The organism is Nocardia aurantia, assembly GCF_009604425.1.
Taxonomy (GTDB): Bacteria; Actinomycetota; Actinomycetes; order Mycobacteriales; family Mycobacteriaceae; genus Nocardia; species Nocardia aurantia.
On the sequence record NZ_WEGI01000004.1, the window covers coordinates 266,744 to 288,975 of the forward strand.

General features: G+C 68.9%; 19 protein-coding genes. 11 read left to right on the forward strand and 8 right to left on the reverse strand.

Annotated elements, in window-relative coordinates; all coding sequences use genetic code 11:
* Positions 1-57: 57 nt before the first annotated feature.
* Positions 58-1,719, reverse strand: a complete 1,662-nt coding sequence (locus NRB56_RS10545) for a circularly permuted type 2 ATP-grasp protein (protein WP_194290801.1) — start codon at positions 1,717-1,719, stop codon at positions 58-60.
* A 302-nt stretch (positions 1,720-2,021) separates the two neighbouring features.
* On the opposite strand from NRB56_RS10545, the gene rpsT reads away from it, so the two are divergent.
* Together rpsT and NRB56_RS10555 are read left to right on the forward strand one after the other, a co-directional pair.
* On the forward strand, positions 2,022-2,285 hold the full coding sequence (rpsT, locus tag NRB56_RS10550) for a 30S ribosomal protein S20 (protein ID WP_319942808.1): 264 nt from the start codon (positions 2,022-2,024) through the stop codon (positions 2,283-2,285).
* A 102-nt stretch (positions 2,286-2,387) separates the two neighbouring features.
* Complete coding sequence (locus NRB56_RS10555; protein ID WP_153340864.1) at positions 2,388-3,464, forward strand: phosphatidylinositol-specific phospholipase C; 1,077 nt, start codon at positions 2,388-2,390, stop codon at positions 3,462-3,464.
* A gap of 128 nt (positions 3,465-3,592) precedes the next feature.
* Here NRB56_RS10555 and holA read toward each other — a convergent pair whose 3' ends face one another.
* Positions 3,593-4,564, reverse strand: a complete 972-nt coding sequence (gene holA, locus NRB56_RS10560) for a DNA polymerase III subunit delta (protein WP_319942809.1) — start codon at positions 4,562-4,564, stop codon at positions 3,593-3,595.
* Between the two features lie 154 nt (positions 4,565-4,718).
* On the opposite strand from holA, the gene NRB56_RS10565 reads away from it, so the two are divergent.
* Together NRB56_RS10565 and NRB56_RS10570 are read left to right on the forward strand one after the other, a co-directional pair.
* On the forward strand, positions 4,719-5,513 hold the full coding sequence (locus NRB56_RS10565; RefSeq protein ID WP_153340868.1) for an aquaporin: 795 nt from the start codon (positions 4,719-4,721) through the stop codon (positions 5,511-5,513).
* Between the two features lie 82 nt (positions 5,514-5,595).
* Positions 5,596-6,189: a Uma2 family endonuclease gene (locus NRB56_RS10570; protein WP_153340870.1), complete on the forward strand. Its 594-nt coding sequence runs from the start codon at positions 5,596-5,598 to the stop codon at positions 6,187-6,189.
* 19 nt (positions 6,190-6,208) lie between these two features.
* Here the strand turns inward: NRB56_RS10570 and NRB56_RS10575 are convergent, their stop codons facing one another.
* Positions 6,209-6,679 carry a type II toxin-antitoxin system PemK/MazF family toxin gene (locus NRB56_RS10575; protein ID WP_153340871.1) on the reverse strand — a complete coding sequence of 157 codons (471 nt, stop codon included), beginning with the start codon at positions 6,677-6,679 and terminating at the stop codon, positions 6,209-6,211.
* 473 nt (positions 6,680-7,152) lie between these two features.
* Positions 7,153-7,863: a FadR/GntR family transcriptional regulator gene (locus NRB56_RS10580; protein WP_153340873.1), complete on the reverse strand. Its 711-nt coding sequence runs from the start codon at positions 7,861-7,863 to the stop codon at positions 7,153-7,155.
* Positions 7,864-8,041: 178 nt separating this feature from the next.
* Here NRB56_RS10580 and NRB56_RS10585 point away from each other — a divergent pair, with 178 nt between their 5' ends.
* The 6 genes from NRB56_RS10585 (at position 8,042) to sigJ (ending at position 14,313) form a co-directional block, all read left to right on the forward strand.
* Positions 8,042-8,620 (forward strand): gluconokinase, encoded by a 579-nt coding sequence (locus NRB56_RS10585; RefSeq protein ID WP_153340875.1) that lies wholly within the window; start codon positions 8,042-8,044, stop codon positions 8,618-8,620.
* 38 nt (positions 8,621-8,658) lie between these two features.
* Positions 8,659-10,047 carry a GntP family permease gene (locus NRB56_RS10590; protein WP_319942872.1) on the forward strand — a complete coding sequence of 463 codons (1,389 nt, stop codon included), beginning with the start codon at positions 8,659-8,661 and terminating at the stop codon, positions 10,045-10,047.
* A 170-nt stretch (positions 10,048-10,217) separates the two neighbouring features.
* Positions 10,218-11,009, forward strand: a complete 792-nt coding sequence (locus NRB56_RS10595; protein WP_153340877.1) for an SAM-dependent methyltransferase — start codon at positions 10,218-10,220, stop codon at positions 11,007-11,009.
* A 207-nt stretch (positions 11,010-11,216) separates the two neighbouring features.
* Entirely contained in the window at positions 11,217-12,242 is a 1,026-nt protein-coding gene (locus NRB56_RS10600) for an alpha/beta hydrolase (protein WP_319942810.1), read from the forward strand.
* A gap of 248 nt (positions 12,243-12,490) precedes the next feature.
* Positions 12,491-13,381 (forward strand): helix-turn-helix domain-containing protein, encoded by an 891-nt coding sequence (locus tag NRB56_RS10605; protein ID WP_153340879.1) that lies wholly within the window; start codon positions 12,491-12,493, stop codon positions 13,379-13,381.
* An 8-nt stretch (positions 13,382-13,389) separates the two neighbouring features.
* Positions 13,390-14,313 carry an RNA polymerase sigma factor SigJ gene (gene sigJ / locus NRB56_RS10610; protein WP_319942811.1) on the forward strand — a complete coding sequence of 308 codons (924 nt, stop codon included), beginning with the start codon at positions 13,390-13,392 and terminating at the stop codon, positions 14,311-14,313.
* Here sigJ and NRB56_RS10615 read toward each other — a convergent pair.
* The 4 genes from NRB56_RS10615 to NRB56_RS10630 all read right to left on the reverse strand — a co-directional run bounded on the left by NRB56_RS10615 (position 14,246) and on the right by NRB56_RS10630 (position 19,960).
* Entirely contained in the window at positions 14,246-14,842 is a 597-nt protein-coding gene (locus NRB56_RS10615; RefSeq protein WP_319942812.1) for a carboxymuconolactone decarboxylase family protein, read from the reverse strand. The two genes, sigJ and NRB56_RS10615, sit on opposite strands and share 68 nt — an antisense overlap.
* Before the next feature lie 106 nt (positions 14,843-14,948).
* Positions 14,949-18,542 (reverse strand): M48 family metalloprotease, encoded by a 3,594-nt coding sequence (locus NRB56_RS10620; RefSeq protein WP_153340883.1) that lies wholly within the window; start codon positions 18,540-18,542, stop codon positions 14,949-14,951.
* Positions 18,543-18,546: 4 nt separating this feature from the next.
* Positions 18,547-19,083, reverse strand: a complete 537-nt coding sequence (locus NRB56_RS38285; RefSeq protein WP_194290802.1) for a hypothetical protein — start codon at positions 19,081-19,083, stop codon at positions 18,547-18,549.
* Between the two features lie 58 nt (positions 19,084-19,141).
* Positions 19,142-19,960 (reverse strand): SAM-dependent methyltransferase, encoded by an 819-nt coding sequence (locus NRB56_RS10630; protein ID WP_153340885.1) that lies wholly within the window; start codon positions 19,958-19,960, stop codon positions 19,142-19,144.
* A gap of 285 nt (positions 19,961-20,245) precedes the next feature.
* On the opposite strand from NRB56_RS10630, the gene lepA reads away from it, so the two are divergent.
* Positions 20,246-22,108 carry a translation elongation factor 4 gene (gene lepA / locus NRB56_RS10635; protein WP_153340887.1) on the forward strand — a complete coding sequence of 621 codons (1,863 nt, stop codon included), beginning with the start codon at positions 20,246-20,248 and terminating at the stop codon, positions 22,106-22,108.
* The last annotated feature ends 124 nt before the right edge of the window (positions 22,109-22,232 follow it).

Genomic DNA, 22,232 nt, shown 5'->3' on the forward strand with positions numbered 1-22,232 from the left:
CCCACCGCCTTCAATTGTTCCCGCGCCCGGATGCCGTCCGGCGACATCCGGGCCGGGTCAACGCTCGATCTTGCCTGTCTGTTGTTGTTGCTGCTGTTGCTGACTCGCCTGGGCGGTGTTCAATTCCCGGCCCAATTCTTGAGTGTTCGTTTCCGGCAGTTCCGAAACGACTTCGGCGCCGGCCAATTCGCGTTTCTCGTCGGAGGTGCGCGGCGCCAGCACCCAGGTGTCCTTGCTGCCGCCACCCTGACTCGAGTTGACCACCAGGGAATCCGCCGGCAGCGCCACCCGGGTGAGGCCGCCGGGCAGCACCCAGATGGAGTCGCCGTCGTTGACCGCGAACGGGCGCAGGTCCACGTGCCGGGGACGCAGATCGTCGCCGATCCGGGTCGGCACGGTCGACAACTGCACCACCGGCTGGCCGATCCAGCCGCGCGGATTCGCGCGGATCTTGCGGCGGATCGCCTCCTGCTCCTTCGCGGTCGCGTCCGGCCCGATGACGATGCCGTAGCCGCCGGAGCCCTCCACCGGTTTGATCACCAGTTCCGCGGCCCGGTCGAGCACCTCGTCGCATTCCTCCGGCAGCCAGCAGCGCAGCGTGTCCACATTCGGCAGGATCGGCTTCTCGCCCAGGTAGTAGTCGATGATCGTCGGCACATAGGTGTAGGTGAGCTTGTCGTCGCCGACGCCGTTGCCGAAGGCGTTGGCGATCACCACGTTTCCGGCCCGCGCGGCGTTGAGGATGCCGGCGACGCCGAGCACCGAGTCGTGCCGGAACTGCATCGGATCCAGGTAGGGGTCGTCGATGCGGCGATAGACCACGTCGACCTGCACCTCACCGGCGGTGGTGCGCATGTAGACGACGTTGTCGCGGCAGAACAGGTCGCGGCCCTCGACCAGTTCGACGCCCATCTGGCGGGCCAGCAGCGAATGTTCGAAATAGGCCGAATTGTGCACGCCGGGGGTGAGCACCACGACGGTCGGATCCGCCGCGTTCGGCGCGGCCGCGCAGCGCAGGGCCCGCAGCAGTTGACTGGAATAGTCGCCGACCGCGCGCACCCGGTGCGAGAAGAACAGATCCGGGAAGACCCGCGCCATCGTGCTGCGATTCTCCATGACATAGGAGACGCCCGACGGCGACCGCAGATTGTCCTCCAGCACGCGGAATTCGCCGCGTTCGTCGCGGATGAGGTCGATTCCGGCGACATGGATGCGCACCCCGTTCGGCGGCACCACCCCGGTGGCCTCCCGGTGGAAGTGCTGACACGAGGTGACCAGGCGCTTGGGGATCACCCGGTCCCGCAGAATGGTCTGCTCGCCGTAGATGTCCGCGAGGAAGAGTTCCAGCGCGGTGACCCGCTGCCGGATGCCGCGCTCGAGTTTGGCCCATTCGGCGGCCGTGATGACCCGCGGCACCAGGTCCAGCGGGAAGGGCCGCTCCTGCCCGGACAGCGAGAAGGTGATGCCCTGATCGATGAAGGCCCGGTCCAGCGCCTCGTTGCGGCGCTGCAGGTCACCCTCCTCGATCGGGGCGAGCGCGTCGAACAGGCCCCGGTAGGCGGTGCGTACCCGGCCCTGGGCGTCGAACATCTCGTCGTAGGCGTGTTCGTAGCGTCCGGGCGAGTAACCAGCGAAAATGCCCTCGTCGGTGTGCCGCCGCGGCGCCGATGCCGCGGTGGTGGCGGGCGCGGTGGCGCGGGCTGCGGCGGTAGGGGACATATATCAATCGTCCAACATGTCGGGTTTCCGTGCTGTCGGACGCAGGTAAATTTTGCTTGATCAACATGTATCCGGCGATGACGACAGCCGGTTCCACCGGGCGACGACAGCCGGTTCCACCCGGGCGACGACCGCCGGTTCCACCGGGGCGATTTCAGTTCGCGGTGCGGTGGCTGGTACTGTCGATCGTCGGTGCAGCGCTATCCGCATGTCATGTGTTCGGTTCGGTGCGCGCCCACAGACTTCGTGGTTGTACCAGAGACAGCTAGACCAACCGACGACAAGAATCAGAGGAAACAGGCGTGGCCAACATCAAGTCTCAGCTGAAGCGGATCCGCACCAACGAGGCGGCGCGGCAGCGCAACCAGTCGGTGAAGTCCGCCCTGCGCACTTCCATCCGCAAGTTCCGCGAGGCCGCGGCCGCCGGTGAGAAGGACAAGGCGCAGGAGCTGCTGGTGTCGGCCAGCCGCAGCCTCGACAAGGCCGCGTCCAAGGGCGTCATCCACTCCAACCAGGCCGCCAACAAGAAGTCGGCCATGTCCCTGGCTTACAACAAGCTGGGCTGATCGCCGCGTAACAATCGTTTCGCATCGCCGCCGTGGCAGAGGGCTCGTGAAGTCGGGCGACCACGGCGGCTTTTGTCGTACGCGCAGGACTACGGTGGGGGAATGAGCGGGGTTATCGGCTTCCGGGGTGCCGCCGCCGCGCTGGCGATCGCCGCGGGAGTGTTGTCGGCCGGATGCGGCGGTGTGGCGCAGCACACGGCGACGGTCGTCTCGGGGGTGCGAGGATCGACGGCCACGTCCGATACCGCGGGAATGCCGAAAGCAGGCCCGGAATCGAGCGAGGCCTATCGCAGTCTCGATGCCGCACACCATCCCGACTGGCTCGGCGCCCTGCCCGACGGGCTCGGGCTGGGCCGCCTGTCGGTGCCCGGCACCCACGACACCATGGCGTTCCACGGTGACAAGGCCGGGCCCGCGGTGGTGACGCAGCAGCGTGTCACGGCCGGATGTGGATTCGACGACAAGACCTGCGTCTCGCGCCGAAGCCTGCGTGCCCAGCTGGACGCCGGTATCCGCGCGCTCGACATCCGGGTTCGCCGCGACGAGAACGACGGCCTCGCGCTACAGCACGGCTCCTTCTATCAGGACGCTCATCTCGATGATGTGCTCGCCGTCGCCGATCAGTTCCTCGCCGACCATCCCCGCGAAACCGTCCTGATGCGGGTGAAGGCCGAATGCGACAACACCGGTAAACCCTTCACCTGCGACGATGCCGGGCGGGTGCCGCCGGATCCGGCGCTGATCGATCGGTATCTGACCGCGGATCCACACGTCTGGCAGCCCTCGGTGACCGGGCGGGCGGCGCTCCCGGCGCTGGGCGAGGTGCGCGGCCGGATCGTGCTCACCCAATTCGACAACATCGCGAACGGTGACCAGCGCGGCCTGCCACTCGACATCCAGGACGATTGGCACGATCCGTCGGTGGACGCCAAATGGGCCGCGATCTCCGCCCAGCTGGACAAGGCCGCGACCGGCGATTCGCACACCCTGTACCTGAACTTCCTCTCCGCCAGCGGCGTACCCGATCCGGCCCGCGTGCCGGAGCGCTACGCCCACGACGAGAATCCGCGCACCCTGGACCGATTGCGGGCCGAGCCGGGCAGGACCGCCGGGCTGCTGATGGCGGATTTTCCGGGCAGCGCGCTGATCGACGAGATCATCGGCCACAACCCGCGCTGAATCCGCCTGCGCATCGACCTCGCTGAACCGGGCCGCCCGGGCCGGGGACGCGTACGGCATCGTCGCCCGAATGCTCCGGCCGCGTACGGCACTGATGCCGCGGTGGTCGCGGATCGGCCGTCCGGGGCTCAGCCGGCGCCGTGCAGGTCCAGGATGCGGGTGAGCGCGTGTTCCAGGGCGTAGTCGGAATCGGCGGCGCCGCCCTTGACGTCGCCGTTGAGCGTCGCGACGACCTGCAGGGCGGAGCCGATGGTGGCGGCGGTCCAGCCGCGGGCCTGCCCCTGGGCCTTCTTCACCTTCCACGGCGGCATGCCCAGCTGCGACGCGAGCTGGAACGGGTCGCCGCGACCGGCCGAACCGACCCGCGCGATGGTGTGCACCGAATCGGCCAGGGCGTCGGCGAGCAGCACCGCGGGCACGCCGCGGTCGATCGCCCAGCGCAGCGCCTCCATGGCGGCGGGCCGATCGCCCGCGACGGCGTATTCGGCGACATCGAATCCGGATACCTCGGCCTTGCCGGAGTAGTAGCGGCGCACCGCCGCCGCGTCGACCTTGCCGCCGGTGTCGGCGACCAGCTGGGAGCAGGCGGCGGCCAGCTCCCGCAGGTCGGAACCCACCGCCTCCAGCACGGCCTGCACCACGTCGCTCGCGGCGCGTACCCCGGCCGCACGGAACTCGTTGCGCACGAACTCGATTCGTTCACCGGCCTTGGTCAGCTTGGCGCAGGGGTGGACCTCCGCGCCGCGCTTCTGCAGATCGGCCGCGAGGGCCTTGGCCCGGCCGCCACCGGAATGCAGGACCACCAGGACCACGCCCTCCGGTGGATCGGTGACCGCCGCGGTGATGACGGAGACCGCGTCCTTGCCCGCCTCCGCAGCGGACTCCAGCACGATGACCCGGTCCTCGGCGAACAGCGACGGGCTCAGCAACTCGGCCAGCTCGGGGGTGCTCGCGTCGCCGGCGCGCAGCCGGTCGACGGGGAGCGCCCCCGGATCGGGGGAGACCGCCCGCGCCTGCGCGACGATCGCCGCGATCGCGCGTTCGATCAGCAGCTCTTCCTCGCCGAGGACGAGATGGACGGAAGCCGGGCGTTCGGTCACGGCGACGATCCTACGGCCGGACCCCGACAGGCTCGGCCGCCCGTCCTGTTGTGGTAGGCATCACACTCGCGTAGCGTCGATGTCCGGGCTCGAGCGATCATGAACGTGGTTCCTGAACTCCCTGACAGCAGGTCTGACCGAGGAGGGTGACGATATGTCTCCGACCGCGCAGGAAGTGGTGGAGGAGGACGTCGAGCGGCGGGCGGTGCCGTTACGGCGCAAACTGCTGGCCGAGGGTATCGGCACGTTCGTGCTGGTGTTCGGCGGCGTCGGCGCCTGGGTGCTGGAGGGATCGCACCGGATCGGCTCACTCGGCGTGGCGGTCGCCTTCGGATTCACGCTGCTGTTCCTGATGTACACGATCGGGCCCATCTCCGGCTGCCACGTGAACCCGGCGGTCACCCTCGGGCATCTGCTGCTCGGCCGGATCGGCCGCTCCGACGCGGGCTTCTACGTGCTGGCCCAGCTGATCGGCGGTTTCCTGTCCGGCGCCGTGATCTACGCCGTCGCCAACAACCTGCCCAGTTACGACCGTTCCCGGGACGGGCTCGGCGCCAACGGCTGGGGTGGGCACAGTCCCGCGAAATCGGTGGTCGACGGTCCGCTGGGCAATGTCACCACCAACGGCTACGGCCTGGCCGCCACCATCATCGTCGAGATCATCCTGACCGCGCTGCTGGTGTTCGTGATCCTGGCCTCCACCGACCAGCTCTCCGATGTGCCCCTCGCGGGCCTGTCGATCGGCACCGCCTACGCGGTGGTCACCCTCGTCGCGCTCCCCGTCGACGGCGCCTCGGTGAACCCGGTCCGCAGCCTCGCCGTCGCCCCCTACCAGGGCGGCGCGATGGGCCAGGTCTGGGCATTCATCCTGTTCCCGGTGCTCGGCGGGCTGCTCGGAGCCCTCGTCTACAGCCTCCTGTTCGGCCGCGCCCGCAACATGGCGACCTGATCGGTTGACCAATTGTGTTCTGCGGCAATGATTTCCGTCGGGAGGGGATTGGCTGTAGCATTCGCGGCCAGGGAGGTAGGCGATGGTGATCGTGCACAAGGACCACGATGTGACCGTGTCCGAATTCGAGAGAATCGCCCACGCCGTCGAACGCGAGTCGGACAGTGTTCGACTCGAATACATCGACGGACGAATGGGGGTCAAAGGGATGCCCGATGGGGATCACGGGGGGATTCTGAATTGGCTTCTGACGATGCTGTGGCCCCTGGGGCCCGCGCTGTTCCTGCATGTGGTCGGCCAAGGCTTGCGAGTGGACTCGTATCGCAAAGGGCGCGCACGCCCGGACGCAGTGGTGGCACCGCCGAAAGCCTTCGTCGGATGCGGCGAGTGGGCACCGGCCGACCAGGTGTCGATGGCTGTCGAGGTCACGTCCTACGACTCCGACACCAATCAACGTGACCGGATCGAGAAGCCCGCTGCCTACGCGCGTACTCCGATCCCGATTTACCTGCTCATAGACCGACAGAAGTCCGAGATGGTCGTTTACAGTGCGCCAGATCCGGACGCAGGGTTGTACCGCGAGATACATAGGTACGCCTTTGGAGAGAAGGTTCCGCTTCCCCGGCCGCTGAACTTCGAATTGGACACGGCTGCGATGCTCGACTGGCTCGGCTGACGATGCGTCGCCGCGGCGCTCAGAACCACTGATATTCGGCGCAGAGACGGTAGGCGACGAGGTCGAAGGTAGGGCGGGGGAGGATTGCGCCCTCACGGCGGATGCCCGCTTCGGGAATGTCGACCACGACGTCCAGGCGGGTCCAGGTGAAATTGCTGCGGCTCCAGGGCCCGGCGCCGATCGCGATCCAGGCCGGATCCAGTTCGTAGACCGGGTCGTGGGACAGCGGCAGGCCGAGCAGGGTGGTTCCGGAGCGGCCGACCAGCAGCACCGGGCGATCGCGGCCACCGGCAGGGTCGGATGCGTTCGGGATCCAGGTCCAGACGATCTCGCCGGCGTCGGCCGCGCCGTCCAGGTGAGGGCAGTAGACGATTCGGCGGGCGCGTTCGCGGCTCGGGACCGGGGTCGACGCGGCCGGACGGATATCGAAGGTGCCGCGGGTGCGGGCCGCTCGGTTCGGGGTGACCGTTGTCTCGCGGCGTCGAGCCATCGAACCGCCGTGTTCTTCGACGGGGCGGTCCGGGATTCCGGCCGAGCGACTTCGAGCGCCGGGCGGGTGGCCGGGCGGATCGGTCGGGCGGCCTGCTGCTGGAGCGTGACTACCGCCCACAGGTGACCGGCTGGGCGTTTCGGGCGCGCGGTTCCGGTCCCGGGTTGCGGGTGATCCGTGGGTCCGACCGATCGGCGTAGGGCGTTCGGGTGTCGCCGACATGGATCGCCTCCGGCCCGGAGGTGTGGGGCGGGCCCACTCCCAGATCGGGGTGCGGGCCATGCGGCGTACCAGGCGTGGCGCCTGGCGGACGACCATACGAGACCCATGGTCGATCGCCAGGGTTCCCAGTTGTTTTCCGAGAGCGCTCCATGTCCCGGGCATGGATCGGACTATAACGGCGTTCCGTACTTCCGCCGCCGCAACCCCGAATCGGCGCGCGGGGAGCGCCTTTCGCCGAGGCCGAATCCGAATCAGCGCGCCGAGTCGAGGCGGCGGTGGATGTCGTCCAGGGATTCCCGGACCACCAGGCGCATCGCGGCCTCCGCAGCCTCCGGATCTCCGGCGGCGACCGCGACGGCGACCGCGTCGTGCCGTGTGGCGTCGGCCGGATCGGGTACCGCGGGCAGTAGTTGCAGCGCCGCCCGGCCGCGCAGGAGTTCGCCGGTGACCGGGCCCAGCTGGGCGAACAGTGGATTGCCGGACATCTCGAGGAGCAGGCCGTGGAATCGGACGTCGGAGTCGACGAAGGCCGCGTGGTCGCCGGTCATCGCGGCGGCCCGCATGCGCGCCGACTCGGCCAGCAGGGCGGCGCGGGAATCGGCATCGGTGCGGCGGGCCGCGGCGGCGGCCGCGGCCGGTTCGACCGCGCCGCGCAGTTCGGTCAGTTCGTCGAGCAGGGCCGTCCGGGCCGGACCGGCGAGGCGCCAGCGGATCACGTCCGGATCGAACAGATGCCATTCGACGACCGGCCGGACCGTCAGGCCGATGCGCGGGCTGCTGCGCAACAGGCGCTTGGCCTGAAGTACCTGGATCGCCTCGCGAATCACCGTGCGGGACACCGCGAATCGCTCGGCGAGTTGGTCGGTGAGCAGGACGTCACCCGGGCGGAAGACCTCCGCGGCGATCTCGCCGCCGAGGGTGTCGGCGACCCCGCCCGCCCGGCCCTTGCCCAACTCCGCCATACCCACTCCGTCTCGTCGGTCTACCGAGCCATCATCGCCGCCGGGCCCGCGTCGGCCGAACCGGGCCATGCGGCAATGATATGACTAAATGTCCGATTTCTATTTATTAATCATACTTATTCGGTTACAGTGAGTCGCGCCCCGAAGCCCGAGGGGCGTTCCCGGTCGAAGGAGACCCATGTCAGGCCAGTCGCCGCCCCCGCCGATTCTGCTGGTCATGGGGGTTTCGGGGAGTGGTAAGACCACGATCGGCTCGCTGCTCGCGGGCCGACTCGGCTGGGAGTACGCCGAGGCCGACGGTTTCCATCCGCCCGCCAACGTCGAGAAGATGGCCGCCGGACATCCCCTCACCGACGAGGACCGCTGGCCCTGGCTGGCCGCGATCGGGGCGTGGATCGATCGGACCAGCGCCTCGGGCCGGGCCGGTGTGGTCACCTGCTCGGCGCTGAAGCGGTCCTATCGGGATCTGTTGCGCGACAACCGCCCTCAGGTCCGGTTGATCTATCTGGACGCCGATCCCGAGACCGTCGCGCGGCGGCTCACCGCGCGGCACGGGCACTTCTTCCCGCCGGATCTCCTCGCGAGTCAGTTCGCCGACCTGGAGGCGCCGACGGACGACGAACATCCGGTGCGGATCCCGATCGACGAGGAGCCCACGATCATCGTCGACGAGCTGATCGCCGCGGAGCACCTCGAACGCGTCGCGGCGGCACACGAACGCGACGAGCGGTCGGCCCCGAATCCTCCGCAGGCGTGAACCCTGCCTACAACGGCACCATCGAAAAAGGAAATCCCGTGCTCACCACTCTCGCCGAGGCGGCGGCCAAGTCCTCGTCCTGGACCGGACACGACACCCGCCTCATCGTCGTCGCGCTCGCGGGCATCGCGCTCGTCGTCCTGCTCTCCGCGGCGGCCAAACTGCATCCGTTCCTGGCGTTGCTCATCGGCGCGCTGTTCGTGGGCGTCTCCGGAGGCATCCCCGCCGACAAACTGCTCAAGAGCCTGACCACCGGCGTCGGTGGCGTGCTCGGCAATGTCGGCGTGATCGTCGCCCTCGGCGCCATGCTCGGCAAACTGCTGGTCGACTCCGGCGGCGCCGACCGGCTGGTCGGCGCGATCGTCGACCGGGTCGGTGAACGCCGGGCGCCGTGGGCCATGGTGCTCGCGGCGATGGTCATCGGCATCCCGATGTTCTTCGAGGTCGGCCTCGTGCTGATGATCCCGATCATCTACCTGGTGTGGCGGCGGGTCGGCGGTTCGATTCTGCGCGTGGGCATTCCGGCGCTGGCGGGGCTGTCGATCCTGCACGGCCTGATTCCGCCGCATCCGGGCCCGCTGGTCGCGATCAGCGCGCTGAAGGCGGATCTCGGCACCACCCTGCTGCTCGGCGTCATCGTCGCGATCCCGACCGCGATCATCGCCGGTCCGGTGTACGGGTCGTTCATCTCCCGGCGGGTGCAGCCGACCCCGCCGGAGCAGCTGGCGACGCAGTACAGCACCACCGAGCGCGAGGACGGCCGTCCGGCCCCGGGCGTGCTCACCACGCTGTCGGTGATCCTGCTGCCGGTCGTCATCATGCTGGTGAAGACGGTGGTCGATCTGGTCGTCACCGATTCCAAGGCCGAGGTGCACCGGGTCATGGACTTCATCGGCGACCCGATCATGGCGATGATCATCGGCGTGGTCTGGGCGATGATCGCGTTCCGCTTCGGCCGCGGCCGAAGCGGTGAGATCATGGGCGCCGCGCTCGCCCCGATCGCGGGCATCCTGCTGATCATCGGCGCCGGCGGCGGATTCAAGCAGATGCTGGTGGACACCGGCATCGCGGATTCGATCGGCAAGGCCGCGAACCATTCGCATCTGTCGCTGCTGCTGCTCGCGTGGCTGATCGCGGTCGGGATCCGGTTGGCGACCGGTTCGGCGACCGTGGCCACCGTGACGGCCTCCGGCATCATCGCGCCGATCCTGCTGACCTCCGATCACACCAGCGCGGCGCTGGTCGCGCTCGCCGTCGGATCCGGCTCGCTGTTCCTGTCGCACGTCAACGACGCGGGCTTCTGGCTGGTCAAGGAGTTCTTCGGGATGGATGTCAAGCAGACGTTCAAGTCGTGGTCCGCGATGGAGACGATCCTGTCCTGCGTATCCATCGTGGTGATCCTGATCCTCGGCACCTTCGTGCACTAGTGGAATGCGATATCCGGTGACGGACGGAGCGGTCGCTTCCGCCGTCGCCGAAATATGAAGTGCCACAAGCCGACATCCCGCCGGTCGGGCCCCGCGCCGATATGTTTCGATATCGCGGCAGGGGGCCCGGCCGGCTTGTTACGCTGACCGGGACGTCGAGGGAGGTGCGGATGTCGAGCGACCGGCCGCCGCCCCAGGGTGTCGATCCCACACAGCCGAACGCGGCCCGGGTCTACGACTATCTGCTGGGCGGCAAGGACAACTATGCCGTGGATCGGGCCGTGGCCGAGCGGATGCTCGCGGTCGCGCCGGAGAATCGGACGGTGGCGTGGTTCAGCCGCAAATTCCTCACCGGGGCAACGACTCTGGCGGCCGAGGCCGGTGTGCGGCAGTTCGTGGACATGGGTGCCGGCATCCCGACCTCGCCGAGCGTGCACGAGACGGCCATGAAAATCGACTCCGAGGTGCGGGTGGCGTCGGTCGACTACGACCCGGTGGTGTACACCCACGCCAACGCGATGCTGTATGGATTGTCCGCTGTCACACCGATGTTGGGTGATTTCCGGGATCCCGCGAAGCTGATCCCGCGGCTGCGGGACGAGGCGCGGCTCGACTTCGACCGGCCGATCGCGCTGCTGGTCGTCGGCGTGCTGCACTTCGTGATGGAGGACGAGGGCCCCGCGGAGATCATCGCCCGGTTCCGGGAGGCGATGGCGCCGGGCAGCTATGTCGCGTTCACCCACGGCGGCACCGAGAGCGACGCCGCCTTCATCGAGCAGACCCGGGCCGATACCACCGGCAGCACAGCCCAATTCGCGTTCCGGTCCCGATCCGAGGTGGCCGCCCTGTTCGACGGATTCGAACTGATCGCGCCGGGCGTGGTCCCGATCCAGGAGTGGCTCGGGGACGATCTGCCGCCGACCCGGCTGGTACTGCTGGGCGGGATCGGCCGCAAACTCTGACGGTTCCGGTCGAATCGGGCGAAACAGGCTGTCGCACATCGTGTTATGGCGCAAAATGGCCGTGTGGACGCGAACCCCGGCGGGTGGCGCGGCGGTCGCTGTAACCTGCGGGCACTGAAACCCGCGTCACCACAACGCTCGACCGGGGCGGCCGTACGGCGGTCTCGTAGTTCATGATCCACGTTCTCAGGACAGGGGGCGTGTCGCGTGCGAACCCTGATACGCGCACTGACCGCATCGGCCGCAGTCGTGCTGAGCTGTTTCGTGCCGACCGGCACCGGGGCCGCGTACGCCGACAACGCGTCGGCCTCCTGCCGGACCTTCCCGTTCCCGGTACCGCAGGGGCAGCTGGCATCGACGCTGTGCCTGCCGCCCGCGCCGGCCGATACCGTCATGGTTCTCATGTCGGGCTCCAATTTCAACGGCGGCTATTGGGATTTCGGGTATCGGCCGGACATCTACAACTTCCGGCGGGCCATGAACGCGGCCGGCTACGCGACGCTGGTCGTGGACCGGCTCGGCAACGGCGACAGCACCCGGCCGCCGAGCCTGACGCTCACCGCCGGCGCCACCGCCGAGGCGCTGCACGGCATCGTGCAGGCCGCCCGGCGCGGCGTGGACGGCGCCGCGCCCTTCGACAAGGTGATCACCGTCGGCCACTCGCTGACCGCGGGTACCTCGGTGATGGAGTCCACCGCCTACCACGATGTGGACGGTGTGGTGCTGACCGGTTATTCGCACGCGATCAACGTGCCCGAGACCCTCGGCGTCATCTCCAGTTACCATCCCGCGGCCGAGGATCGCGAATTTGCCGGGCGCGGTTACGATCCCGACTATCTGACCACCCGGCCGGGTGCCCGGCTGCACAACTTCTTCGACCCCGGCGATGTCGAAACGGCGGTACTCGACATCGACGAGCGGACCAAGGAAGTGTTCTCGCTCACCGAATATCCCGACGGAATGCTCTCGACCCTGCCCGGTATGTCCAATTTCATCACCGTTCCCACCCTCGTCGTCGCCGGCGGCCGAGACCGAATGGTCTGTGGCGCGGCCTATTCCATGTGTGCCGACACGGCCACTCTGCAAGCGGAGGAGACACCGTTCTTCGCTCCGGCCGCGCGGATGCGCGCCTTCGTGCTGCCGGGTAGCGGTCACGCGGTCAACCTCGCCCGCAACACCGCCGATTATCAGGCGGCCGTGATCGACTGGGCCGACACGATGGTCGGGCACTGATGCTCACCCGCGGCCGCGCCACCGTCGTCAGCTGCGACGATGATCCCCGGTACAATTCCGGTTCCTGACGCTCGCACGAAGCGAGCGGCGAATGCCCGGACCGGATCGCGAAACTCGGTCCGATCGGCTGGTTCGGATCGGCGTCCGCGGGGCTACCATGAGCAGATGCGACGGAGGGCAGCGGCTTCCACCGGGGGGTGTACCGGTGTGTGGTCCGCTGGTGGTCGCCGGGAAACGGAGTGGGGCATATGACGCCAGATTCGATCCGGACCGACATCATCGGAACGCCGGCAGCGGAGCGCGGACCGACCGCGCTGCGCATCATGGTCGGGACGCAACTGCGGAGACTGCGTGAGGCACGCAAGATTTCACCGCAACAGGCGGGCGAGCACATTCGCGGTTCGCACGCCAAGATCAGCCGGCTCGAACTGGGCCGCACCGGTTACAAGGAACGCGACATCGTCGACCTGCTCGACCTGTACGGCGTCGAGGATCCGGAACAGCGCGAGGCGTTCCTGAAGCTCGTGGCCAAGGCGAACGAACAGGGCTGGTGGCACGGTTACGCGGACCTGCTGCCCGCCTGGTTCGAGAACTACCTCGGTCTGGAGGGCGCCGCGAAGTCCATCAGAACCTTCGAGGCACAACTCATTCCGGGTCTGCTGCAGACCGAGGACTACGCTCGCGCGGTCGTGTCGCTGGCACACAACGGACTGGAGACCGCGCGCCGGGTCGAACTCCGCAGCAAGCGCCAGCAGATCCTGGAACAGCCCGGCGGGCCGACCCTATGGGCGGTGCTGGACGAATCGGCGTTGCGCCGGGCCGTCGGCGGCCGCGACGTGATGCGCGCCCAGATCGAGCATCTGCAGCGAATGTCACAGCGGCAGAACGTGACCATCCAGGTCCTGCCGTACGCCGCCGGCGGGCACACCGCGGTCGGCTGCTCGTTCACCATCCTGCGGTTCGCCGAGCCGGAACTGCCCGACATCGTCTATATCGAGCAGCTGCAGAGCGCGCAGTATCTGGACCGCCCCAGCGATCTGGACCTGTATCGCCAGGTGATGGATCAGCTGAGCCTGCAGGCGGATTCGCCGGTGAAGACCCAGGATCGCCTGGCGAAGGTGGCCGAGGAACTGGAGTAGGACCGCGCGTGCGGCCGGACGCGGCGGACGCCGCCGAATTCGAGCGACATCGCGCCTACCTGCTGGCGGTGGGGTATCGGCTCACCGGCAGTGTCTGCGATGCCGAGGACGCGGTGCAGGAGAGCTGGTTCCGGCTGTCCGCGACCGACCGCGGCGAGATTCGTGAGCTGCGCGCCTGGCTGACGACGGTGGTGAGCCGGATCTGCCTGGATCGGCTCGCCGGCGCCGCGCGCCGCCGGGAAACCTATGTGGGGCAATGGCTTCCGGAGCCGATCGTGTTCGACGCCGGCGAACCGGCCGACCCCCTCGCCGCGGTGGTCGGGGCCGAGGACGCGCGATTCGCGGCCCTGGTGGTGCTGGACGCGCTGACGCCGCCGCAACGCGTGGCGTTCGTCCTGCACGACGGTTTCGCCGTGCCGTTCCCCGAGATCGCCACGATCCTCGGGGTCACCGTGGACGCGGCCCGGCATCTGGCCGCGCGTGCCCGCCGCACCGCCGCGCGGGCCCGGCCGGTGCCGGACGCGGAGCACACCGCGGCGGTGACCCGGCTGCTGGCGGCGTTCGCGACCGGCGACGTCGCGGCGGTGGTGGCCGTCCTGCATCCGGACGCGGTGCTGATCGCCGACGGCGGCGGCGAGATCCGGGCCGCCCGCAACGTCATCGTCGGACCGGATCGGGTGGCGCGCTTCGTGTTCGGCCTGCGCCGGATGTACGGCGACGGTCTGGCGCCGCTGCCTGTGCTGGTGAACGGCCAGTTCGGGCTGATGTACCCGGCCGTCCCGGAGCGCCCGCTGCACGTGCTCGCCTTCGAGGTGTGCGACGGGCGGGTCCGGGCCCTCTACGATCTGGGCAATCCCGCGAAACTCACCGGGGTGCGGGCGAATCCGCCCACGGCACCCGGCACGAATCCGAGCCGAAACCCTGCGCCGTGATCCCCAGCGCGTGATTGAACCGGGCGCGGTGGTTCTCCAGCGCGATCTGATAGGTGAGCTCGACCACGCCGGCCGCGCCGAACCGCTCGGTCAGGGCGGCGACCTGCTCGTCGGTCACGGTCGTGGGGGTCGCGGTCATCGCCTCGGCGTAGGCGATCGCGGCCCGCTCGTCCTCGTCGAACAGCGGCGAGGTGGCGTACTCGTCGATGTGCCGGAGCCGGTCGACATCCAGCGAATCCAGCCGCATGAGCATGGTGCCGAAATCGACGCACCACGAGCAGCCGACGATCGTCGCGGCCCGGTACACCGCGAGCTCGCGCACCGCGGCGGGCAGCACGCGGCTCGCGCGGGCGGCCAGATTCTCGTGTAAACCATAGGCCAGCAACAGTTTCGGATGATGGGCCATGATCGTTACGGGTTCGGGTACCTCGCCGTAGGACCGCTTGGTGACGCGGTAGACGAGGCGGGTGAACCAGCCCGCCGCGCGGGGCGGGACGGCCGGAAGCCGGGTGCGGGAATCGGTGCTCACAGCGAACTCCTTCGTCCGGCGGGCGCGCCCGTCGCACCCGCTCATGGAGAGGACGAGGCGGTGGGGGCCGCCATGACGGGGTGTGGCGCGGCTCACGGCCGGTTCGTCAGTGCGCGGTGACCACTGCGTGCAGGACGACTTCCATGCGCTGGATCGCCTCGGTACCGAATTCCATGGTCGTGGCCGTGTCCGTGAGGGCCTCGATCGTCCGGCTCTGCGCATCCGGATCCTGGTCGTCCGAGAGCTGGAAATCCCGGGAGGCACGCAGACAGGCCGTCGCGGTGATGCCGAGGTGCTGCCGGAACTGCTGCCACAGCCGCTGCGCCTCGGGCTCCGGGACGGTGAAATAGCCGTCGAGTTCGGTGGTGAACCGGTCGAGATCGCCGCAGAACGCGACGACGACACCGGTGTCGACGTCGTGGCCGTCGCCGAGTTCGGTCAGGATCGCCCGCGCGCGATCCTCCAGATCGGCCGTTCGGAGAATCAGCGTATTGCCGCCGAGTTCGATCCACGCGGCGACCTGGATGGCCCGGGTCGCCGTCGAAACCTGCGCCGGACGGGATGCGAGCACCCCGTCCGGCACGGAAGTCGCCGCGGTATCGGACCTGTGCGGCGCGGTGCCGATGGCCGCAACGGCCACCACGGCCGCCATCGCCGCCGCCAGCAGGAATCCGATCACCCGGTCGGCCGGACTGGGTGGCTGGTCGGCCGGATCGGATGGCTGGTCGGCCGGACTGGATGGCTGGACGACCGGACCCGATGCCTGAACGGCCGGACTGGATGGCCGGACGACCGGACCCGATGCCTGAACGGCCGGACTGGATGGCCGGACGACCGGATCGGATGGCTGGTCGGCCGGACTGGATAGCTGGTCGACCGGATCAGATGGCTGGTCGGCCGGACTGGATGGCTGGACGACCGGACCCGATGCCTGCACGGCCGGACTGGATGGCCGGACGACCGGACCCGATGCCTGAACGGCCGGACTGGGTAGCTGGTCGGCCGGACTCGATGTCTGAACGGCTGGACCGGGTGGCTGGTCGACTGAACCGGGTGGCTGGTCGGCCGGACTCGATGACCGGACGGCCGGACCCGGTGGCCGAACGACCGGAACGGGTGGCTGGTCGGCCGGACTCGGTGCCCGGGCGGCCGGGGCCTCGGGGAGCGGGATCGGCCGCGATCGGAAGCGGGTGCGCAGGTGCGTGCCGACCTCCCAGCAGCCGGCGACGGCGAATCCGGCCACCACGCCCGCCATCACGAGCGGCAGCAGGCAACGCCACAACGGCTCGGTGAGGAACGGCCGCGCGCCACAGTATGTGCCGATCACCGACACCGAACGCACACATCCGTCGGCGGCCATCGCCACGTATGCCGCGGCGCCTCCGGTCACCAGGCCGAGCTCGGCGGCGACGATCGCGGTCAGCGGACGGTACGGTCCCGGCGGAGCGGCCGCCACCGTCGCAGCGACGATCATGGCGAGCAGTAGGGCCGCGAGCATCCACATCAGGTAGACGACCAGATATCCCGCCGAAAGGCGCACATGCCAGGCGTGCAGGTAAGCCTGCGCGGCGACGATCGCGACCAGTCCCGCGCCACCGCCTGCGGCGGCGGACCACAGCAGCCGTCGGGTCCGGGGCAGCGGCGGTCCGATTTCGGCCATCGGGTCGCGTGCCGGCCGTCGGTTCGGTACGGCCGAACCCCGTCGGTCCGGTCCGGCCGAATTCCGTCGGCTCCGCGCCTTGCCCGGCCCGAGCCGCCATCGGGGCGGGCGGAACGGTGGATTGCCTTGGTGGCGTGCCGGATTGCCCTGGTGGCGTGTCGGATTGCCGCGGTGCTGTGCCGGATTGCCGTGATGGCGTGTCGGATTGCCGCGGTGCTGTGCCGGATTGCCGTGATGGCGTGTCGGATTGCCGTGGTGCCATGCCGAATTGCCCTGGTGGCGTGTGAAATTGCCCTGGTGGCGTGTGGAACTGTCGGGCCGGCGTGGCCACCGGATCCCGGCCACGGTCCAGAGCAGCATCGGCACCGCCCACAGTGCGACTGCGGCCACGATGCCCAGACCGATGTTCTCCAAAGGCAATTCGCCGATCATGACGGTGGCCGCGATCTGCTCGGTGTGGTGGTCCGGCGCGGCCTCGCCGTAAACGGTGATGATCTCGTTCCACAGCCAGGGGCCACGGTACGGCCAGCCGAACAGGAGGAACACCCGGCCGGTGTCCTGCCACCACAGCATCCAGCGGGCCAGCGCCACACCGCCGGTCGCGAGTATGAGCACCATGGTGGGCCGGGTCGAGCGGCCGGGCCGGGTCCGGGCGGCCAGCAGGGCGCAGCGCGCCACCCACCAGCCGTAGCAGGCCCCGGCGGCCGGAAGTGACAGCAACGGCCAGGGCCACGCCGGCAGCCAATCCGTTGCCAGCACCTGGTTCGACACCAGGTCGGCGACGAGCATGCCGGCGCCGAGCCAGAATCCGGGTCCGGCTCCGGACGGCGGCCGGAGATCGGTCAGCACCGCGAACATCACCGCTCGCCACACCAGATAACCCGCCGTCACCGTCACCAGCCCGGCCGGGATCAGCGTGATGAATTCCGTTGCCCACGTGGGTAACTCGATGTCGTACAGCAGACCGTGCAGTTCCACGCCGAGCAGATCGACGGAAGCGCCGATCAGGAACATCGGCAGTCGCTCCAGGCCGAACAGCGCCGCCGGTGCCACCAGGGTGGCGCGGCGCTCGTCCCAGCGCGGGTGACTGCGCCACATCTGGGCGAAGGCGATCAACGCCGCTCTCGTCCGGTTCCGGGGCTCCGTGGCGACCGGCACCACCCAGCCGCGAGGATCGGCCCCCTGGTCCACGGCGGCGAGATCCGCGTACATCTCCCGGTGGCGCAGCACACCGGCCCGCGCGAGGTACACCAGCAGCACGAGACCCGTGGCGAACAGGACGCTGCGCACCTCGAAGGGCCGGTCGGTACGCCAATTCCGGTGTGTGCAGAGCGCGTACACGTAGTAGCTGGTGTAGGGAATCAGCACGATCGCGACGAACGCCCGCCACAACGCGACGGTGGCGTACGCCAGGGTCACATCGCCGTTGCGGATGTGCGCCAATTCGTGCAGGACGACCGCGCGGAAGCGGTGCGGCCGGGTGCGCCGGCCGGCCAGCAGGCCACCGTAGAGGCACACCGTGGCCCGGCCGGTGCGGCCGAACACCACGGCCCCGGCCCGCGCCGCCGCCGGATCGACCACGAAGCGCGGCGCGCGGCGCAGTCCGCTGACCGCGACCAGTTCCGCGAGCAGTCGTTGCGTACCGCCGGTGCGATCGATCTCGGCGAGCGGCACCACCCGGCCGCGGCGCGTCTGCCAGGCGTGCAGCGCGGGGAACAACGCCGCCGCGCAGAGCGGCACCAGGACGAGCCACATGAGCGGCACCCAGATCGGCAGCCGGCGGTCGCGGCCGCGCTCGCACGCCTCGAACAAGGTTCGCTGCCGGTCGATGACGGCGGTGATCTGTGCCGCGGTCCCGTCGGGGTCGCCGCCGGCGGCCAGCACACAACCCCAGTCGGGCCGCAGCAGCACCTGGGTGATCAGGTCGGCCATCAGCGACGCGCTCGCGCTGAGCAACAGGACGAGCAGCAGGATGAAGCGTGCGGTGGTGCCCGCGCCGATGGCCCGGGTGTCTCGGTGGTCGACCAGTGCCGCGGTCACGACGTCACTCCGCCGGGGCGCCGCCTCCCGGGGCCGGCTCGGGGCTCGGCGGCAGTGGCGCCGCCGGTTCGTCCGGGCCGGTGAGGACCAGCTCGCGCAGGACCGCGTCGGCGACGGCCGCGGCCTGACCCGGAGGGAAGCCCTGCTTACCGGTCGATTCCAGGATCAGCCGGTGCACCTCGTCCAGTTGGTCCCGGGTCAGCGGCGGGATCTCCACGGGACCGGACTTGCGCCGGAACACCTTGCGCACCAACACCTTCAGGCCGTCGAACGCGCCGTCGGCGGCCTTCTCGCCGATCCGGTGCGCCATCTCGTCGAGGACGAGCCAGACCACCGGGGTCACCAGACCGGCGATCTCGGCCATGCCGAAGCCCAGCGTCTCCCGCCGGCCCCGCCGCGACAACCGGCGCACCACGACCGCGTCGTCGAATCCGGACAGGCCCTCGACCAGCGGCAGTTCGTCCGGGGACACCTCGGTGACCACCGCCCGCACGATATCGCGCACCGGCCGGCGCGCGGCCTCGCTCCCACCGAAAGTCATTGCCCCTCCTACGCTTCGGTGCAAGCGTAACCGGACCGGTCACGCGGCGGCGGTCCGGTCAGGGTTTCACGCCGACCGCGGCCCAGGTCCCGAAAGCCTTGTCCGCCCAGGCCAGTCGTTCCTCGGGGATGTAGAAGTCGGCGCTGGGCCGCCAGCGGTGCAGCGGGACCAGGCCGGGCTCGACGAGATCCAGGCCCTCGAAGAAGCGGGCGACACCGGCCTTGTCGCGCAGCGTCACGGTGAGCCCGGACCGGGCGTAGACGTCGACGATCTTCCGGAAGATCTCCGGATTCAGGTCGCTGGACGCGTGGGTGATCGAGAGGTACGACCCCGGCGCGAACGCGTCCAGGTAGGTCCGGACGATGTCGTGGGCGCCCTCGGCGTCGGTGACGAAATGCAGGATGGCGCCGAGGTTCAGGGTCACCGGCTGCGACAGGTCCAGCACCTCGCGCAGGGTGTCCGAACCGAGCACCACGTCCGGATCCCGTACGTCCGCGGGAATGTAGGCGGTACGGCCCTCCTCGGAGCCGATCATCAGCGCGCGGGCCTGGGCCAGCACCAGCGGGTCGTGGTCGACGTACACTACCCGGCAACTCGGATCGACCGCCTGCACCGCGTTGTGCAGATTCGGCTCGGTCGGGATGCCGGTGCCGATGTCGAGGAATTGCCGCACGCCCGCGCGAGCCGCGAAACGCGTTGCGCGATGGATGAACTCGCGATTGGCCCGCGCCGCCTGGGCGGTGTCGGGGAATGCCTCCATGACCTGCGAGGCGGCCTCCCGGTCGGCGGGGTAGTTGTCCTTGCCGCCCAGGTAGTAGTCGTACATCCGCGCCGAATGCGCCTTCTTCGTATCGAATTCGACAAGCTCGTGCGGCATCGAAGTCTCCCCTCGGATCGCGGTGTCCGGCACGGCGGCCGAACTCGGTTGTGCGGCAGTGGGACCGGCCGGAAGACCGGTCATCTCGCCCCTGCCATACTGCCGCAGCGGTGTCCCGCGCACGACCGGTACGTCCGCGGGCACGAGCGGGCCGGGGCGAGGCCGGGCGGCAGGCCCGGAGCCGGGACCGGATGCGCGGATATCTCCCCGGTGACAGGGGCGGTTGTGACCTGAGGGCGGACCGGGCGCCGGTCCGTGGGATCATGGACTCCGCCGAAACAACCCATGACCAGGAGCACCGTGCCCAGCTTTGCCGACACGACGTTCACCGATCCCGCGCGGATCCGGAATTTCTGCATCATCGCCCACATCGACCACGGGAAGTCGACCCTGGCCGATCGCATGCTGCAGTTGACCGGGGTGGTCGAGGAGCGGCAGATGCGTGCGCAGTACCTGGACCGGATGGACATCGAGCGCGAGCGCGGTATCACCATCAAGGCGCAGAACGTGCGGCTGCCGTGGTCGCTCGACGGCGAGGACTATGTCCTGCACCTGATCGACACGCCCGGGCACGTGGACTTCACCTACGAGGTGTCGCGCGCTCTGGAGGCGTGTGAGGGCGCGATCCTGCTGGTCGACGCGGCGCAGGGCATCGAGGCGCAGACGCTGGCGAATCTGTATCTGGCGCTGGACAAGGACCTGACCGTCATCCCGGTGCTGAACAAGATCGACCTGCCGGCCGCGGATCCGGATCGGTACGCCGCGGAACTCGCGCACATCGTCGGCTGCGAGCCGGAGGACGTGCTGCGCGTGTCGGGCAAGACCGGCGTCGGCGTGCCGGAATTGCTGAACAAGGTGATCGGGACGGTGCCGTCGCCGGTCGGCGCGGCCGAGTCGCCGGCCCGCGCGCTGATCTTCGACTCCGTCTACGACACCTATCGCGGCGTCGTCACCTATGTGCGCGTGGTCGACGGCAAGCTCACCCCGCGGCAGAAGATCAAGATGATGTCCACCGGGGCCACCCACGAACTGCTCGAGATCGGCATCGTGTCGCCGGAACCCAAACCCACCGCGGGGCTGGGGGTCGGCGAGGTCGGCTACCTCATCACCGGTGTGAAGGACGTGCGGCAGTCGAAGGTCGGTGACACCGTCACCACTGCCCGGGAAGGCGCGACCGAGGCGCTCACCGGGTATCGGGAGCCGCGGCCGATGGTCTATTCGGGCCTCTATCCGGTCGACGGCTCCGACTATCCGAATCTGCGCGACGCGCTGGACAAATTGCAGCTCAACGATGCCGCGCTGACCTATGTGCCGGAGACCTCGGTGGCGCTGGGCTTCGGATTCCGCTGTGGCTTCCTGGGCCTGCTGCACATGGAGATCACCCGCGAGCGGTTGGAGCGGGAATTCGGTCTCGACCTCATCTCCACCGCGCCGAACGTCATCTACCGCGTGGTGATGGAGGACGGCGCCGAGCACGTCGTCACCAATCCGTCCTTCTGGCCGGAGGGCAAGGTGCGGCAGATCTTCGAGCCGATCACCAAGTGCACCGTCATCGCGCCGAGCGAATTCATCGGCACGATCATGGAACTGTGCCAGGGCCGCCGCGGCGAACTGCTCGGCATGGACTACCTCTCCGAGACCAGGGTCGAGATGCGGTACACGCTGCCGATGGCGGAGATCATCTTCGACTTCTTCGACTCGCTGAAGTCCCGCACCCGCGGCTACGCGTCGCTGGATTACGAGGAGGCCGGCGAGCAGCAGGCCGATCTGGTCAAGGTCGACATCCTGTTGCAGGGCGAGGCGGTCGACGCGTTCTCCGCGATCGTGCACAAGGACGCCGCGCAGGCATATGGCCACAAGATGACCACCAAGCTGCGCGAACTCATTCCGCGGCAGCAGTTCGAAGTGCCGATCCAGGCGGCCGTCGGGTCGAAGATCATCGCGCGTGAGAACATTCGCGCGATCCGCAAGGACGTACTCGCGAAATGCTATGGCGGCGATATCTCCCGGAAGCGGAAGCTGCTGGAGAAGCAGAAGGAGGGCAAGAAGCGGATGAAGACCATCGGCCGGGTCGAGGTCCCGCAGGAAGCCTTCGTCGCGGCGCTGTCCACCGACTCCTCCTCGGATAAGGCGAAGGACAAGAAGTAACCGATAAGGTCTCAATACCGGTGAGTAGGTAGCTACCGGCGTTCGTCACCTCGATAATGTGACAGGTTCGTTATGCTGCGCATAAGGTGTTGACGATCTAGTAGGTAGGACCCGTTCGGTTCAG

Coding starts and splice junctions, on each gene's coding strand:
- NRB56_RS10545 (WP_194290801.1), bottom strand. CDS start 1,719: ATGTCCCCTACCGCCGCAGCCCGCGCCACCGCGCCCGCCACCACCGCG.
- NRB56_RS10555 (WP_153340864.1), top strand. CDS start 2,388: ATGAGCGGGGTTATCGGCTTCCGGGGTGCCGCCGCCGCGCTGGCGATC.
- NRB56_RS10565 (WP_153340868.1), top strand. CDS start 4,719: ATGTCTCCGACCGCGCAGGAAGTGGTGGAGGAGGACGTCGAGCGGCGG.
- NRB56_RS10570 (WP_153340870.1), top strand. CDS start 5,596: ATGGTGATCGTGCACAAGGACCACGATGTGACCGTGTCCGAATTCGAG.
- NRB56_RS10575 (WP_153340871.1), bottom strand. CDS start 6,679: ATGGCTCGACGCCGCGAGACAACGGTCACCCCGAACCGAGCGGCCCGC.
- NRB56_RS10580 (WP_153340873.1), bottom strand. CDS start 7,863: ATGGCGGAGTTGGGCAAGGGCCGGGCGGGCGGGGTCGCCGACACCCTC.
- NRB56_RS10585 (WP_153340875.1), top strand. CDS start 8,042: ATGTCAGGCCAGTCGCCGCCCCCGCCGATTCTGCTGGTCATGGGGGTT.
- NRB56_RS10595 (WP_153340877.1), top strand. CDS start 10,218: ATGTCGAGCGACCGGCCGCCGCCCCAGGGTGTCGATCCCACACAGCCG.
- NRB56_RS10605 (WP_153340879.1), top strand. CDS start 12,491: ATGACGCCAGATTCGATCCGGACCGACATCATCGGAACGCCGGCAGCG.
- NRB56_RS38285 (WP_194290802.1), bottom strand. CDS start 19,083: ATGACTTTCGGTGGGAGCGAGGCCGCGCGCCGGCCGGTGCGCGATATC.
- NRB56_RS10630 (WP_153340885.1), bottom strand. CDS start 19,960: ATGCCGCACGAGCTTGTCGAATTCGATACGAAGAAGGCGCATTCGGCG.
- lepA (WP_153340887.1), top strand. CDS start 20,246: ATGACCAGGAGCACCGTGCCCAGCTTTGCCGACACGACGTTCACCGAT.